Origin of the sequence: Halovivax gelatinilyticus (genome assembly GCF_024300625.1) — an archaeon.
Lineage (GTDB): Archaea > Halobacteriota > Halobacteria > Halobacteriales > Natrialbaceae > Halovivax > Halovivax gelatinilyticus.
This window is the reverse complement of sequence record NZ_CP101322.1, coordinates 952,530-968,879: the sequence shown is the minus strand read 5'-3', so window position 1 is coordinate 968,879 and position 16,350 is coordinate 952,530. Positions and strand designations below refer to the sequence as shown.

The 16,350-nt window shown below is 63.0% G+C and carries 13 protein-coding genes and 1 tRNA gene; 9 read left to right on the top strand and 5 right to left on the bottom strand.

Annotated elements, in window-relative coordinates; all coding sequences use genetic code 11:
• Positions 1 to 30: 30 nt before the first annotated feature.
• Positions 31 to 1,029 carry a phosphatase PAP2 family protein gene (locus tag NKH31_RS04665; protein WP_254863979.1) on the bottom strand — a complete coding sequence of 333 codons (999 nt, stop codon included), beginning with the start codon at positions 1,027 to 1,029 and terminating at the stop codon, positions 31 to 33.
• A 134-nt stretch (positions 1,030 to 1,163) separates the two neighbouring features.
• On the opposite strand from NKH31_RS04665, the gene NKH31_RS04660 reads away from it, so the two are divergent.
• The 4 genes from NKH31_RS04660 to NKH31_RS04645 all read left to right on the top strand — a co-directional run bounded on the left by NKH31_RS04660 (position 1,164) and on the right by NKH31_RS04645 (position 4,343).
• Positions 1,164 to 2,120, top strand: coding sequence for an aminopeptidase (locus tag NKH31_RS04660; protein WP_254863978.1), 957 nt, complete (start codon positions 1,164 to 1,166; stop codon positions 2,118 to 2,120).
• A 42-nt stretch (positions 2,121 to 2,162) separates the two neighbouring features.
• Complete coding sequence (locus NKH31_RS04655) at positions 2,163 to 2,816, top strand: HVO_0476 family zinc finger protein (RefSeq protein WP_254863977.1); 654 nt, start codon at positions 2,163 to 2,165, stop codon at positions 2,814 to 2,816.
• A 57-nt stretch (positions 2,817 to 2,873) separates the two neighbouring features.
• Positions 2,874 to 3,515: a protein-L-isoaspartate(D-aspartate) O-methyltransferase gene (locus NKH31_RS04650; RefSeq protein ID WP_254863976.1), complete on the top strand. Its 642-nt coding sequence runs from the start codon at positions 2,874 to 2,876 to the stop codon at positions 3,513 to 3,515.
• A 93-nt stretch (positions 3,516 to 3,608) separates the two neighbouring features.
• Positions 3,609 to 4,343, top strand: coding sequence for a protein-L-isoaspartate O-methyltransferase family protein (locus NKH31_RS04645; RefSeq protein ID WP_254863975.1), 735 nt, complete (start codon positions 3,609 to 3,611; stop codon positions 4,341 to 4,343).
• Between the two features lie 246 nt (positions 4,344 to 4,589).
• Here NKH31_RS04645 and NKH31_RS04640 read toward each other — a convergent pair whose 3' ends face one another.
• The 4 genes from NKH31_RS04640 to NKH31_RS04625 form a co-directional block, all read right to left on the bottom strand.
• Positions 4,590 to 6,707, bottom strand: a complete 2,118-nt coding sequence (locus tag NKH31_RS04640; RefSeq protein ID WP_254863974.1) for a bacterio-opsin activator domain-containing protein — start codon at positions 6,705 to 6,707, stop codon at positions 4,590 to 4,592.
• Between the two features lie 226 nt (positions 6,708 to 6,933).
• Positions 6,934 to 7,392: a hypothetical protein gene (locus NKH31_RS04635; protein WP_254863973.1), complete on the bottom strand. Its 459-nt coding sequence runs from the start codon at positions 7,390 to 7,392 to the stop codon at positions 6,934 to 6,936.
• A 76-nt stretch (positions 7,393 to 7,468) separates the two neighbouring features.
• On the bottom strand, positions 7,469 to 7,894 hold the full coding sequence (locus NKH31_RS04630; protein ID WP_254864855.1) for a group I intron-associated PD-(D/E)XK endonuclease: 426 nt from the start codon (positions 7,892 to 7,894) through the stop codon (positions 7,469 to 7,471).
• A gap of 220 nt (positions 7,895 to 8,114) precedes the next feature.
• Positions 8,115 to 8,187, bottom strand: a tRNA-Asp gene (locus tag NKH31_RS04625).
• Positions 8,188 to 8,562: 375 nt separating this feature from the next.
• Here NKH31_RS04625 and NKH31_RS04620 point away from each other — a divergent pair.
• The 5 genes from NKH31_RS04620 to rpoA2 are packed head-to-tail and all read left to right on the top strand — an operon-like array spanning position 8,563 to position 16,350.
• On the top strand, positions 8,563 to 8,790 hold the full coding sequence (locus NKH31_RS04620; protein ID WP_254863972.1) for a DNA-directed RNA polymerase subunit H: 228 nt from the start codon (positions 8,563 to 8,565) through the stop codon (positions 8,788 to 8,790).
• A gap of 1 nt (position 8,791) precedes the next feature.
• Positions 8,792 to 10,360: a DNA-directed RNA polymerase subunit B'' gene (locus tag NKH31_RS04615; RefSeq protein ID WP_254863971.1), complete on the top strand. Its 1,569-nt coding sequence runs from the start codon at positions 8,792 to 8,794 to the stop codon at positions 10,358 to 10,360.
• A gap of 1 nt (position 10,361) precedes the next feature.
• Complete coding sequence (gene rpoB, locus NKH31_RS04610; RefSeq protein WP_254863970.1) at positions 10,362 to 12,191, top strand: DNA-directed RNA polymerase subunit B; 1,830 nt, start codon at positions 10,362 to 10,364, stop codon at positions 12,189 to 12,191.
• A 2-nt stretch (positions 12,192 to 12,193) separates the two neighbouring features.
• Positions 12,194 to 15,148, top strand: a complete 2,955-nt coding sequence (locus NKH31_RS04605; RefSeq protein WP_254863969.1) for a DNA-directed RNA polymerase subunit A' — start codon at positions 12,194 to 12,196, stop codon at positions 15,146 to 15,148.
• Complete coding sequence (gene rpoA2 / locus NKH31_RS04600) at positions 15,145 to 16,350, top strand: DNA-directed RNA polymerase subunit A'' (RefSeq protein ID WP_254863968.1); 1,206 nt, start codon at positions 15,145 to 15,147, stop codon at positions 16,348 to 16,350. The genes NKH31_RS04605 and rpoA2 overlap by 4 nt, the downstream gene beginning before the upstream one ends.

Here is a 16,350-nt window from a genome sequence, read left to right as displayed (position 1 = left end):
GTCGTCCAGTCCGTGGAGTCACGTCCCGGCTCAGCTTCTCACCGAATCGTCCTCCGAGTCGACTCCTGGAAGCGACACCTTTTCCGGGTCGACGGTGCGACCGCTGAACGGGAGGACGGCCTGCAGACGCTGGACGGCCGGCCAGTCGTCGAGCCGTTCGGCGGCGTTGGGGACTGCGACCGCGGCCGCGGTGGCCAGCGCGTAGCCGACGACTTCGATGGCTGGTGCGACGCCGAGGGTGGAGCCGAGCGCGTCGACGGTCCATTCGAGCGCGCCCAGGACCTGGAGCCACCGCAGCGCGAGGAACAGTCCCAGGACGAGGACGCCGAGGACGAGGATGGAGGCGCCGTAGGGATCGGGACGCCGCGGTTTGACGTACGCCCAGCCCGCAAGGCCGCCGATCGAGGCGCCGACGGTCAGCGTGACGAACTGCGTCGAGCCGAGCAGGTAAGCCAGGATCGCGGTCGCGCCGGCGAGCGAGAAGAGCACTGAGATTTCGGGATCGGGATCGCGTATGACGAGCGCGATGAACGCCAGTCCCAGCCCGACGCCGACGATCACGTCGCCGAGGTAGTGGACGCCCATGACGACCCGGGAGTACGCCACGAGGACGATGATGACGGCGGCGACGGCGTAGCGCTGACGAGCGGTGCCGATCGTCGCGACCGCCGCGAGGGCGGTGTAGACGACCGCCGTCCCCAGCGCGTGGGCGCTCGGAAACGTGTAGCCCGGGTAATCGACGGGAGCGAACGCAAGCGCCGCCGTCGGCCGCTCGAGTGCGACGATCCCCTTGATACCCGAGACGATCGCCATTCCGGCGAGGCCGACGGCGATGACGAAGATGCGGTCGCGGCGGCGATCGGTCGCGCCGAACCAGTAGAGTAAGACGGCGAGCCCGACGATGACCGCACCGTCGCCGAGGTGCGTGAGCACTTCGAGCGCGGAGACGACCGGATCCGGCGTCGTATCTCTGAACGCCTGATTCGTCGACTCATCCCAGAACGTCTCGCGGACGATGTCACGGACCATTCGTTCTGGCGTCGTATTCCCGCTACAACAATCTATCGCCGATATGAAACTATTCTGAATAAAACTAGTTACGCTCGTTATACTTCCGTCGACGAGTGGGAAGGGCTTTCTGATCACTCCGCACACATCGGCGTATGGAATCAGACGCCGCATTTCGGGACGCCAGTAAAACGGCGGTCGAACAGTGTCTCGCGCTCGAGTCACACGAGTCGTGTTCGATCGTCACCGACGACAAACGGGAACCGATCGGCGAGGCGCTCTACGAGGTCGCGAGCGAAATTACGAGCGACGCGGTCGTGGTTCGGTACCCGCCGGGAGCGACCCACGGGAGCGAGCCACCGAAACCGGTAGCGTCGGCGATGGCGGCTTCGGACGTGGTCCTCGCCCCGACGACGAAGAGTCTGAGTCATACGCGCGCTCGCGGCGACGCGAACGAAGCCGGCGCGCGCGTCGCGACCCTTCCGGGGATCACCCCCGAGGTATTCACGACCGGCCTCGACGCCGACTACGAGGAGATCGAAGGCCACTGTGCGGACGTCCTGGCGCAGGTCGACGGCGCGAGCGAGATGCGAGTGACGAGCCCGAGCGGGACGGACATCACGTTCGACGTCGCAACCCGGGAGTGGAACGCCGATACGGGAATCGTCCACGAGCCGGGTGAAATGTCGAATCTGCCGGCCGGCGAGGTCTTCGTCAGTCCTGAATCGGCCGACGGTACGTACGTAGTCGACGGGACGATGCGTCCGCACGGCCGTCTCGCCGACGGACAGGCGCTGACGTTCGAGGTCGAAGACGGCCTCGTCACGCACATTAGCGACGACGAAATCCGCGAGACGGTCGAGGCGGCCGCGGCGGACGTCGGCGACGCGGCGTACAACCTGGCCGAACTCGGCATCGGGACGAACGTCGCGGTCACGGAACTGGTCGGATCGGTTCTCCTGGACGAGAAAGCGGGCGGGACGGTCCACATCGCGATCGGTGACGACATGGGGATCGGCGGCGACGTCGAGGCGCCGATTCACCTAGACGGTATCATTCGCGACGTTACGGTCTACGCCGACGACACCGAAATCGAGTTGCCCGAGCCGTAGTCGGTCCAATCGCCTTTTACCTGCGAAGCCGTAAATGGGGCTATGAGCGAGATTCAGGACCGCCTCGGCGTTCCCTGTCCGGCCTGTTCGCCAAAGCTGGAGACGGTCCACGAGGTTCTTTCACCCGGCGAGGGATCGATAACGGTCCGCTGTGGGGAGTGTGGTCACGTCCACAAGATTCAGCCCGAGTCGACGCCCGAGGTTACCCTCGACGTCGTCGTTTCCCAGGGCGGCGAGTCGTTCACCGCGAACGTGACGACGCCCGAAGACGAGCGCGTCGAGGTCGGCGACGAGTTCCTCTTAGAGACCGACGAGGTGCTCGCGACGGTCCGCGTGACGAGCGTCGAACTCGACGAGCAGCGCCGACGGGAGTCGGCTCGCGCCGACGAGATCGAAACCGTCTGGACGCGGGAGGTGGATAACGTCGCCGTCAACGTCACGATCCACCCGGAAGACGGCCGTCGCGACGACAGCAGATCGATCACGATGTACGTTCCCGGCGACTACGAGTTTACGATCGGCGAGACCGAGGCGGCCGAGAGCGAGGAGTTCTCGATCGACGCCGTCGTCGTTCGCGGTGACGCGGCAGGCTACGATCGCGATCGCTACGAGATGGACGGTGACGTGGTTCTCGCGAAGGACGCAAAACGCGTCTACGCCTGGGACGAGACCTCGACGGCGTGGTCGGCCTGGTAGCGACTGAGCCGCGTTCACACCGGACTGGTGACCGAGCTGAACGCTCGATCCGACTTCATGACAGACCCAGATTCCGATCCGTTCGCGTCCGCCCGTAGCGACCTTCGGGACACGCTCGCCGGACACGTCGACGACGAACGCGTACTCGACGCGATGGAGGCGGTTCCGCGCCACGCGTTCGTCCCCGAGTCCCGACGCACAGACGCCTACCGAGACCGTCCGCTTCCGATCGGGGACGGTCAGACTGTGAGCGCCCCGCACATAGTGGCGATCATGGCCGAATTGCTCGATCTCGAGCCCGGCGATCGAGTCCTCGAGATCGGGACGGGGTGTGGCTACCACGCGGCCGTGACGGCCGAACTCGTCGGTGCCCAGAACGTCTACAGCGTCGAGTACAGCGAGTCGCTGGCCGAGACGGCGCGCGACCGGCTCGCTGCGCTCGGTTACGACGGGATTTCGATCCGCGTCGGGGACGGCCGCGACGGCTGGAAGGAAAACGTACCGTACCGGGCTGCGTACGCGACCTGTGCGCTCGGAACGGCGCCGACCGCCGTTCTCGACCAGCTTCGTCACGACGGGACGTTTCTTGCCCCGATCGGAACGGCCAGACAGACGCTCGTCCGGCTAGCGCGGACGTCGGCCGACGAGTTCGAGCGAAGCGAACACGGCGCCGTCAGATTCGTCTCGGTTCGAGGATGAGCCACCGAGCGGTCGCCGGCCTGCTGTCCACCAGTGAGCGAGCCGACTCGGTGCAAGCGCGTCTTTGATAACGGTCGGTCGGATACTCGCCCTATGGATCCGGCGGTGGTACGGGCGGACATGATCGAGGGGCTCCAGCACGAGTCGAAAGGCGTTCTCACCGACGCCTCGCTCGCAGCGGCGATGCAGGCGGTCCCGCGCGAGGCGTTCGTCCCGGATGGCGTCGACCCCTACGCCGACCGCGAGTACGACCACCTCGGAACGACCGTTCTCGCCCCGAGCGATGTTGCCCGGTTGCTGGAGGCGCTCTCACCTGAGCCCGACGACTCGGTCCTCGTCGTGGGCGCGGGTGTCGGCTACACGTCGGCGGTGCTCGCCGAACTCGTCGGCGAAACGAACGTCCACGCGGTGGACATCGCTCGCCCGGCCGTCTACGCCGCTCGCTCGAACCTGGCTGAGGCCGGGTACGACGGCGTCCTGGTCGACTGTCGCGACGGCGTGCGGGGGCTACCGGCGTACGCCCCGTTCGATCGCATTCTCCTGGAGGCGAGTGCCGTTGCGGTTCCCGATCCCCTCCGGGCGCAACTCGCCGACGGGGGTCGACTCGTCTTTCCGTGCGGAACGAGCACCCAGCGGTTGCTCACGGTCACGTCGACGGGACGGGTCGAACACGGTCCGGTCTCGTTCGAACCGTTGCTCGTTCGCGGCGAGCAATCGGGGGCGATCGAGCGCAATCGAACGATGCGCGAAGACGGCGAGTTCGCCCTCCAGCGCGCCGGTGCCCATCGCGGGTGGGAACACGAGTGGATCGAGTGGGAGTCGGATTGATCGGCGTCGGTTGGCGCCTCGATAGTTCGCCGTGTGGATAGATCTGAGGAGTCAGTGTATATCGTACCCGACCCGGCACGTAGCCGTACCTGTCAGGGGCGTTGGGGGGTCCACCGCAGTAAAGGGATTGGGGGGTGGGGTGGGTGGATGGCGACTAGTACCGTCGTAGCGCCAAATAGTGGTATGGCCGCGGGGTGGTTAAAAATAACTTCTATCTGTTTAGCAGTGTCGGATGGACAACACTAATTAATTAGAACCGTCGTCGAAGGTCAGATCGACCAGCTTGCGCTGGGCCGCCCTGAGGTGATAGTGAAGCGTCGGAGCGGAGACGTCGAGCGTCTCGGCGAGATCTTCGCCGGTACTCTCTCGAGGCCACTCGAAGAACCCGCTGTAGTACGCAGACTGCAGGGCTTCGAGCTGTTTGGCCGTCAATGTCGACTCGATTTTCCCGTTTACGTGTCCGCCGGAGTGTTTTCGCGTCGTCTCCCGGCGCGCGGTGAGTTCGGTGGTGGGGTAGGCCTCCTGAATTCCCTCGATGACCGATCGAGCGTCCACACCCTGGGGAAGCTGAACGGTCATCGAACTAATTTCACCGTCGGCAGTTACGGAACGCAAACGCGTGTCGAACTCCGCGAGAATATCGAGCAACGGCGTCGACGTGATCGTCACGTCGACCAGAACCGACTCCTCAGCCTCACTGATGGCGGCCGCGCTCTCGACGACCGCCAGCTCGTCGGCAATCGAGTCTACCTCGTCGGCCGGGTACGCCGGAACGCGAACGAAACAGACGATCCGTCCGTCTGCGCGGTCGACGATGCCTTCGAGCGTAATCGTTCGATCGAGGACCCGGGCGAGCTGGGTGAAAAGCAACTGTTCGTCCGTACACGAGAGTTCGAGTTCGACTCGCTCGTCGGTCACCATCGCTCGCGTTCGTTCGGCCGTCCGAATCGCGTGTCCGATCGTTTCGCCGAGTTCGGCGAGAACCTCTCGCTCCCGGTCGGTCACCGCGTCTGCCGCCGGCGCGTGAACGACGACCGCGCCGTACCGTCGGTCCCGTCCGATCAGTGGCACGGCGAGGACGGTCTGAAATCCCGCCGTGAGCGCGACCGACCGCCGCGGCTCCCAGGCCGGCTCGTCCAGGACGTTCCGGACGACCTGGACGCGCTCGTCGTCGATCGCTCGCCGGGCGAGGTCGGCCTCGGGTGCCGACTCGCCGTCTGCGCTGATGCGGTCTGCGTACGCGGTCTCGATGCCGCTCCGTGCGGTGGGCGACCAGGGATCGTCCGTCGGCGCGATCCAGGCGCCGAGGTAGCGTTCGCCGCCGACCAGCCGGTCACAGACCGTGGTTTCGATCTCCTCGCGCGTCGTCGCCTGGGCGACGCCCCGCGTAATCTCCCTGACGAGTTCGTTCGTGTGATTGAGCCGGGTCAGCTCCTCGTTCTGGTGGGTGAGCCGCCGGTCGTGATCTCGAAGCAGCTGCTCGCGCTCTGCACGGTCGAGCGCCGCCTCGGTGTTCGCCGCCAGGATCTGGATCAGCTCGATAGTCGTCTCGTCGAAGCCGTCGCGCGCCTCGCTGCCGGCGACGAGCATTCCGTGGGTTCCGAGCGGGACGATCACTTCGCTCCGCCGTCTGAGTTCGGTGTCTTCACCCACCTCGGCCTGGACGTCCGGAACGTACCCCATCTCGCCGGTCGAGAAGATATCCCAGACGTGGCCCTCGTCGTGCTCGTACGTCCGGTCGGGATCGAGCGCCTCCGCCGTCGCCGACACCGACGCGGCGTGCTGGAGGTTTCGCTCGGTGGGATCGAACCGGTAGGTCGCGACGATCGGCACGCCGAGTATCTCGTCTGCGGTGTCGACTGCCGCGCGGAAGATCTCCCCTTTCGTCCCCGCGCGCATCAGGTCGCGCGTCGTCTCGTGTAACCCCGTCAGGGTTCGCTCGTAGCGCTTTTCGCTCTCTCGAAGCTCCGTCTCCGCGCGGTACTGGGCGACGGCGTTTCTGATCTGATTGGCGAGCAGGGTGTACTGCTCGCGACCGGATTTCTTCTGGAGGTAGCCCGTCACGCCCGCGGCGATCGCCTCGCTCGCGATCTCCTCGGATCCCTTTCCGGTAAAGAGCACGAACGGAAGGTCTTCGTTGTCCTCGCGGACTGCCTCTAGCAGTTCGAGCCCGCTCAGTCCGGGCATGTCGTAATCGCTGACGACGCAGTCGATCGGGGTTTCCTCGACGGTCTCGAGCGCGTTCGACGCGCTCGTAACGGTGGTCACGGAGAGCGAGTCGTCTGCCCGCGTGAGCATCTCAGCTGCTAACTGGGCGAAACTGGGCTCGTTGTCGACGAGCAGGACGTCGATATCGGCTGGCATGGCGAGAGTGGTATCGGTCCGACACGAGGTCCCGGAGTGACTAATATATTAGGGGCCGGGTGTTACTCGTCTAAGTAGCTAGGTTTTCACTGAATTTTCTGTCGGTGACGTCACGCTGTGATCCTGCAGATGTTGGATCGCGTCCTTCTCTTACTGGACTCAGTTAGTGACTGCTTGGTCGGAGACCGATTGCCGAATCGTCCCGGGAGACAGTAGAGTGGTCTCCCTATTCAGCGAGCAGTTCTCTCACACGTAGTTCGACATAGCTCAAGAGTAGTATCCCTGCCAGCGGGATGAACCAGGCGAATACATAGATGTCGTCGGTGCGCCAGGTTAACAGCGGTTGTACGCTAGCTTCCCGGGCGGCGGAGAAAGATTGCCAACTAGTGTAACTCGCATACCCATATGCGAGGGTTGTGACGCTTGCAGGGAGCACAAGGTGATGTCGGATCACCGTCAGTGCGAGTGCGTAGCCGACGATCCCCAGTCCGATGACGAGGTAGACAACGAGCATTGCGGACGACGAAGTGAGTGCATCCACCATCTCTCTGACGAACTGGCCACCGCGAATGTAGCTATGAACCCAGAGCACGGCGATTGCGTGAGCCGTACCAATGACCACATATGTCAGTTGAAACTGCTTCCACTTTGGCCACGAATTATCCGACCGGAAAACGTCAGCCATCGGCGTATATTCCGGGCCCTTGGATAAAAAATATATGGGTGTCGAATGCGATTCATACGACGGTGCAGCCAACGAATTATTCGGGCCCGATCGATGGGAGCTGACTGGAGAACGTGTACTCACTGGCTCTGTTTACGCTCGGATGGTCGATCGCTGGCTCAGCGAGCCGGAGGTAGGTACTCTTCGCGCCGGCATCGTCAATGGGAACCCAGTAGTACTTGTTTTCACTCTCACAGTACACGGCGAATGCATCGATTTTGTCGCCGTAGTCAACCATCGTCACTTGACCGTCGCAAGTCGTCTTACTCGCGGTTTTGAATCGTATTACCTCGCCTTCTACCCATCCTGTCTTACACTGTACCTTCAAAATCGACGATCCCGTATCGACGAGTAAATCGTATGGATCGTTGTCTCCGTACGGGATCGCGACCGAGTAACCCGTTGCGATCAATCGGGCTAGAATGCGAACCTCCGTGACGTCCCCGACCTGTTTTGAATTCATCGTACCGGTTGCTGTCTCGTCTTTGTATTTGAACCATGACCCACCCGGTTGTCGTCGAAGTTGTTCGTGGAACTGACTTTCGAGGCGGGAAATGACCACCTGAACTACGCTCACTTCGTTCGCTCAGTTCCGTAATTCAAATCCCTAGTTCGCCGCTCTTCGATTTCGGGTGTTCGCGACACGGCTACGCCGGTCGCTCATGGAGTAGAAATCGAAGAAGCGCCCGAGGCGGGATTTGAACCCGCGTCACGACCGTGACAGGGTCGTATGATGGGCCACTACACCACCCGGGCCTGCACTCTTTGGTATCCGGGATGGATGTATAAGGCTTTCCAATCGACGGCGGTGTGGTAGGCGAAACCGCGACACGTTTCGTCGTCGGGTACCGCACTTTTGTCGAAAATGACGGATACGCGAAAACGAACGCACGCGGCGTCATCACCCGGTCGAGAGCTTTTTCACCGGACTCGGATCTCCCAAAAGGATATATACGACCGCCCGGTACCCTCTCCTGTGACGCCCTCCACGTTCGGCCTGCCCGAACGGATAGCTGCGGTGCCCTTCGATCCAGGTAGTAATTCTTAAATGCCCGGGGCCGATACCTGACTGTAGTATCTCGTGACAGCCACTTCTCTCCCGATAGCTGACAGCCAGCCCCTGACCCATACATGGTAGACGTAACAAATCACACGCTCGTTCCAGAGCACTCCGTCCTCGATGAGTCGACGATCGAGACGGTGCTCGACGAGTACGACATCGACCGAACCGACTTACCAAAGATCAAGCGGACCGATCCCGCGCTCCCCGACGACGCGGAGATCGGCGACGTGATCGAGATCGTTCGCGACTCGCGCACGACCGACCAGGCAGTCGTCTATCGACTGGTGGTGGACTGATATGAGCGTCGACCGAACGGCACGACGAACGATCTCCCGGGAGTACTTCTCGGCGGATCGGCTCGCAGAACACCACTTTCGCTCGTTCAACTCGTTTCTCAACCGCGGCATGCAACAGGTCGTCGACGAGAAGGAGACGATCGACACCGACATCGGCGACAAGGAAGGCGAAGAGCCGGTCTTCGTCGAGCTCGGCGACGTTCGCGTTGTAACTCCGCGCGTGCGTGAAGCGGACGGCAGCGAGGAACTGCTCTACCCGCAGGAAGCGCGATTGCGAAACATCACGTACTCGGCGCCCGTCTTCATGGAGATGGCCATCGTCAAGGGCGAGGAGGGCGACGAGCGGGTCGTCGACCAGACCGAGACGAAGATCGGCCGCATGCCGATCATGGTCGGCTCCGAAAAGTGTAACATCGCAGGCTTTACCGACGAGGAGTTGATCGAGATCGGCGAAGACCCGGCCGACCCCGGCGGCTACTTCATCGTCAACGGCTCCGAGCGCGTGTTGATGACGTCGGAAGACCTCGCACCGAATAAGATCCTCGCCGAGCACGACACCAAGTACGGCGACGATATCCAGGTCGCGAAGACATTCTCCCAGCGTCGAGGCTACCGCGCGCTCGTCCTCTGTGAGCGTACCAGAAACGGGCTGCTCGAGGTCTCGTTCCCGTCGGTCTCGGGTTCGATCAACTTCGTCACGCTCGTTCGTGCGCTCGGTCTCGAGTCAGACGAGGAGATCGTCCACAAGGTCTCGAACGACCCCGAGATCGTCAAGTACATGCTCGAAAATCTGGAGGAAGCCGAGGTCCAGACCGAAGAAGAGGCGATCGAGGCGCTCGGCAAGCGCGTCGCCTCGGGACAGGGCAAGAACTACCAGTTAAAACGGGCGAACTACGTCATCGATCGGTACCTCCTGCCTCACCTCCACGAAGAGGGCGTCGAGGAGGAGGCCGTTCGCACGAACAAGGCTCACTACCTCTGTCGGATGGCCGAAGCCTGCTTCGAACTCGCACTCGGCCGCCGAGAGGCCGACGACAAGGACCACTACGCGAACAAGCGTCTCAAAGTCTCGGGCGACCTGATGAAGGACCTCTTCAGGACGGCACTCAACAAACTCGCACGCGACGTGAAGTACCAGCTCGAGCGAGCTAACATGCGAAACCGGAACCTCTCGGTGAACACGGTGGTCCGATCGGACGTGCTCACCGAGCGCTTAGAGCACCCGATCGCGACGGGCAACTGGGTGGGCGGTCGATCCGGCGTGAGTCAGCTGGTCGACCGAACGGACTACATGGGCGTACTGAGCCACCTGCGTCGGCTTCGTTCGCCGCTCTCCCGGTCCCAACCACACTTCGAAGCCCGGGACTTACACGCGACGCAGTGGGGTCGCATCTGTCCCTCGGAAACGCCGGAGGGGCCCAACTGCGGACTGGTCAAGAACTTCGCACAGGCGATGGAGCTCTCACAGAACGTCGCGGACGAACAGGCACTCAAACGAGAACTGGCGTCGATGGGGGTCGAGGGTATTCCGGGCCTCGAACACGCCAACCGAACACCGGCGGACGACTAATATGGCAACAGGACAACGAGAAGCGAAGGTGTACGTTAACGGGTCGCTGGTCGGCACGCACCCGGACCCGAACGAGCTAGCCGAACAGATCCGCGAGGCTCGCCGCGTCGGCGACGTCAGCGAGATGGTGAACGTCTCGGTGAAAGACCGCACGCGCGAAGTAATCGTCAACGCAGACGCCGGACGCGCCCGGCGACCGCTCATCGTCGTCGACGGCGGAGAGCCGCGCATCACGCCGGCTGAGATCGACGCGCTGGAAGCCGGCGACCTCGACTTCGAGGACCTCGTCGCCCACGGCTACATCGAGTTCATCGACGCCGAGGAAGAAGAGGACATCTACGTCGCCGTCGACGAGGACGAACTGACCGCAGACCACACCCACCTGGAGATCGACCCACAACTGATCTTCGGGATCGGTGCGGGTATGATCCCGTATCCGGAACACAACGCCTCGCCCCGGATTACGATGGGTGCGGGGATGGTCAAGCAGTCGCTGGGATTACCGAGTGCGAACTATCGGATTCGACCGGACACGCGCCAGCACCTGCTTCACTACCCGCAGCTCTCGATGGTCAAGACCCAGACGACCGAACAGATCGGCTTCGACAGGCGTCCGGCGGCCCAGAACTTCGTCGTCGCCGTCATGAGCTACGAGGGGTTCAACATCGAGGACGCGCTCGTCATGAACAAAGCGAGCGTCGAGCGTGCACTCGCCCGTTCGCACTTCTTCCGAACGTACGAGGGCGAAGAACGACGGTATCCCGGTGGACAGGAAGACCGATTCGAAATCCCTTCCCAGGACGTTCGCGGCGCACGCGGCGAGGAAGCCTACACCCACCTCGACGAGGACGGGCTGGTCAACCCCGAGACGGTCGTCGACGAGAACTCGGTCCTGCTCGGCAAGACGAGCCCGCCGCGATTCCTCGAAGAGCCTGACGATATGGGCGGACTCTCGCCCCAGAAACGTCGCGAGACGTCCGTGACGATGCGATCCGGCGAATCGGGCGTCGTCGACACGGTGACGCTGATGGAGGGCGAAGACGGCTCGAAACTCTCGAAGGTTTCCGTTCGCGACGAGCGCATTCCGGAACTCGGCGACAAGTTCGCGAGTCGCCACGGCCAGAAGGGGGTCGTCGGCCACCTCGCCCCGCAGGAGGACATGCCGTTCACCGAAGAGGGCGTCGTGCCCGACCTCGTCGTCAATCCGCACGCGCTCCCCTCGCGGATGACCGTCGGCCACATCCTGGAGATGATCGGCGGAAAGCTCGGCTCGATGGAAGGTCGCCGGGTCGACGGCACGCCGTTCCTCGGCGAGGACGAAGACGAGCTTCGCGACGGCCTGGAGGAGTCCGGGTTCAACTCCGCGGGCAAGGAGGTCATGTACTCGGGCGTCACCGGCGAGAAGATCGAGGCCGAGATCTTCGTCGGCGTCATCTTCTACCAGAAGCTCTATCACATGGTTTCGAACAAACTGCACGCCCGATCGCGCGGGCCGGTGCAGGTGCTGACCCGCCAGCCCACGGAAGGGCGCGCCCGCGAGGGTGGTCTGCGGATCGGTGAGATGGAGCGCGAGGTGCTGATCGGTCACGGCGCAGCGCTGACGCTCAAAGAACGGTTACTCGACGAATCCGACCGCGAGTTCATCCACGTCTGTGGGGCCTGTGGCATGAGCGCGGTCGAGAACATCGATCAACGCCGGGTGTACTGCCCGAACTGCGGCGAGGAAACGGACATCCACGAGATCGAGATGAGCTACGCGTTCAAGCTCTTGCTCGACGAGATGAAGGCGCTCGGAATCGCGCCGCGGCTCGAACTGGAGGACGCTATCTAATCATGCGACAGAGCACACCAAAGGAGATCGGATCGATCGACTTCGGGCTGATGGAGCCCGAGGAGTACCGGGACATGAGCGCGACGAAGATCATCACGGCCGACACCTACGACGACGACGGCTTCCCAATCGACATGGGGTTGATGGACCCGCGACTGGGCGTCATCGACCCCGGCCTCGAGTGTAAGACCTGCGGCAAGCACTCCGGATCGTGTAACGGTCACTTCGGCCACATCGAGCTGGCCGCACCCGTCATCCACGTCGGCTTTACGAAGCTCATCCGTCGGCTGCTCCGGGGCACGTGCCGCGAGTGTTCGAAGCTACTGCTCACCGAAGACGAGCGCGACGAGTTCCGCGAACAGATCGACCAGTCGAGAAAGCTCGGTCGCGATCTGAACGACGTCACGAAGGCGGCGATTCGTCAGGCGCGAAAGAAAGATCGCTGTCCGTTCTGCGCCGAGATCCAGTACGACATCGAACACGAGAAGCCGACGACGTACTACGAGGTCCAGGAGGTGCTCGCGAGCGAGTACTCCCAGCGCATCGCCGGCGCGATGCAGGGCAACGAGGAGGAAGGAATCGAGCGAACGACGCCAGATCAGCTCGCCGAGAAGACGGAAATCGACCTCACCCGGATCAACGAGATCCTCTCCGGCTCGTTCCGACCGCGCGAAGAGCAACGAGAGGCGATCGAGAAGGCTCTCGGCATCGACCTCACCGACGAGGACACGAACAAGTTGATGCCGAGTGACATCCGCGACTGGTTCGAGGCGATTCCGGACGAGGACATCGAGGTGCTCGGCATCGACTCGGAGCGTTCGCGTCCGGAGTGGATGATCCTCACCGTCTTGCCAGTCCCGCCGGTGACGGCGCGACCGTCGATTACGCTCGACAACGGCCAGCGATCGGAAGACGACCTCACGCACAAGCTGGTCGACATCATCCGGATCAACCAGCGGTTCATGGAGAACCGCGAGGCCGGTGCACCCCAGCTGATCATCGAGGACCTCTGGGAGCTGTTGCAGTATCACGTCACGACGTTCATGGACAACGAGATCAGCGGGACGCCGCCGGCGCGTCACCGCTCCGGTCGTCCACTCAAGACTCTCTCCCAGCGGCTCAAGGGCAAGGAGGGTCGGTTCCGTGGCTCGCTTTCGGGAAAGCGCGTCAACTTCTCCGCGCGAACCGTCATCTCGCCGGACCCGACGCTCAGCCTGAACGAAGTCGGCGTGCCCGACCGCGTGGCCAAGGAGATGACGCAGACGATGCTCGTCACCGAGCGAAACGTCGAGGAAGCTCGCCAGTACGTCGCGAACGGGCCGAACGCCCACCCCGGTGCGAACTACGTCCGCCGACCCGACGGTCGCCGGCTGAAGGTCACCGAGAAGAACGCCGAGGCGCTGGCCGGCATGACCGAGCAGGCCGAAGAAGAGGGCGTACAGACCGTCGGTCCCGGCTGGGAGGTCAACCGGCACCTGGTCGACGGCGACATCGTCATCTTCAACCGGCAGCCGTCGCTGCACCGCATGTCGATCATGGCCCACGAGGTCGTCGTCATGCCGTACAAGACGTTCCGGCTGAATACCGTCGTCTGTCCGCCGTACAACGCGGACTTCGACGGTGACGAGATGAACATGCACGCCCTCCAGAACGAGGAAGCTCGCGCCGAGGCGCGCGTTCTCATGCGCGTTCAAGAGCAGATCCTGAGCCCGCGATTCGGCGGCAACATCATCGGTGCGATTCAGGACCACATCTCGGGAACGTATCTACTCACGCACGACAACCCGCAGTTCAACGAGACGCAGGCGCTCGATCTCCTCCGGGCGACTCGAGTCGACGAGCTTCCCGAGGCCGACGGCATCGATGACGCCGGCGAAGAGTACTGGACCGGCCGGACCATCTTCTCTGAACTCCTGCCGGACGACCTCGATCTCGAGTTCTCGGGGACCGTCGGCGACGTCCTCATCGAGGACGGACAGCTCGTCTCCGGGACGATCGCCGAAAACGAAGTCGGCAGTTTCGGCGGTGAGGTCGTCGACACGATCACCAAGGAGTACGGTCCCGTCGACGCCCGCATATTCATCAACGAACTGTCGACGCTCGCGATGCGGACGATCATGCACTTTGGCTTCTCGATCGGGATCGACGACGAGACGATCGACGTCGAATCGCGCACCCAAATCGAAGAGACGATCAACGAGGCCTACGATCGCGTCAACGAGCTGATCGAGGCCTACGAGCGAGACGACTTAGAGAGCCTTCCGGGGCGGACGATCGACGAGACGCTCGAGATGAAGATCATGCAGCGACTCTCACGCGCCCGCGACAACGCCGGGAAGATCGCAGAAGAGCAGTTCGGTGACGATAACTCGGCGGTCATCATGGCCGAATCCGGTGCGCGTGGGTCGATTCTCAATCTCACGCAGATGGCCGGCTGCGTCGGCCAGCAGGCGGTCAGAGGCGAGCGGATCAACCGCGGGTACGAACACCGCACACTGAGTCACTACAAGCCAAACGACCTCTCCGCGGAGGCCCACGGTTTCGTCGAGAACTCCTACACGACCGGACTCACGCCGAAGGAGTTCTTCTTCCACGCGATGGGTGGCCGCGAAGGGCTGGTCGACACGGCGGTTCGAACCTCGAAGTCGGGGTACCTCCACCGACGGCTGATGAACGCGCTGTCGGAACTGTCGGTCCAGTACGACGGCACCGTCCGAAGCTCGGGCGATCGAATCGTCCAGTTCGAGTACGGTGAAGACGGCACCTCGCCGGTGAAGGTCTCGTCCGAACTCGACTACGATATCGACGTCGAGGGGATCGCAGACACGATCTTAGACGACGAGTTCGAGAACGAGGAAGAAAAGCGGGCGTTCCTCGAACCGCAGCGCTCGCAGGTGACGAACATCTCCGAGCAAAGTGAACGTCCGGTTCGCACCGACGGAGGTGGGGACCGATGATGGTCCAGGAATTCGACGTCTCGGACGACGTCGCGGCCCTCGTCGAGGATACAGATCTTCCTCGCCGGCTGAAAGACCGGGTCTACGAGACGATCGAAGACAACGGCGACGTGACGGTCGAACAGGCCGACGAGATCGTCCGGGCGGTCGAAAACCAGTATCTCGATTCGCGGGTCGATCCGCTCGATCCCGTCGGTACGGTATCCGCCCAGTCGATCGGCGAGCCGGGAACGCAGATGACGATGAACACGTTCCACTACGCCGGCGTCGCGGAGATGGACGTCACGCAGGGGCTTCCCCGGTTGATCGAACTGGTCGACGCCAGGAAGACCCCCGACACGCCGATGATGACGGTCTACCTCGAACCGGAGTACGCGACCGAGCGGGAGATGGCCCACGAGGTGGTCTGGAAGATCGAGGCGACGAAGATCCTCGCGCTGGGTGACGTCTCGACGAACGTCGCGGACATGCGCGTCGTCATCTCGCTCAACTCCGAGACGCTCGAAGAGCGGGCGATTACGGCCGAGCAGGTCGCCGAGACGATCGAAGATCACCTGGGTGTGAAGACGGTCCAGAACGGGACGACGGTCGAGTTCGGCCCCGAAGAGCCGTCCTACCGCGACTTGCTCCAGCTGGTTGAGGAGTTGCGCGACATCACGTTCAAGGGAATCGAGGACGTCTCACGCGTCGTCATTCGGCGCGAGGAGATAGAAGACGCTCCCTCCGGCGCCGACGAGGAGTTCGTCCTCTACACCGAAGGGTCGGCCTTTGGCGACGTCCTCGAGATCGAGGGGGTCGACGACTCGCGGACGACGTGTAACAACCTCCACGAGATATACCGGAACCTCGGCGTCGAGGCCGCGCGCGAGTCGATCATCGAGGAGACGTACAACGCGCTCGCCGAGCAGGGTCTCGGCGACGTCAACGTTCGACACCTCATGCTGGTCGCCGACATGATGACGAACGAGGGAACGATCGAGGCGATCGGCCGGCACGGCATCTCCGGATCGAAGGAGTCGGTACTGGCCCGGGCGGCGTTCGAGGTGACCGTAAACCACCTGTTAAACGCCGCGATCCACGGCGAGGTCGACCGGCTGCAGGGCGTCATCGAGAACGTGATCGTCGGCAAGCCGATCAAGATCGGGACCGGTGACGTCGACCTGCGGATGGGGTCGACGGGCGGCGACTCCAGGGCCGACTGA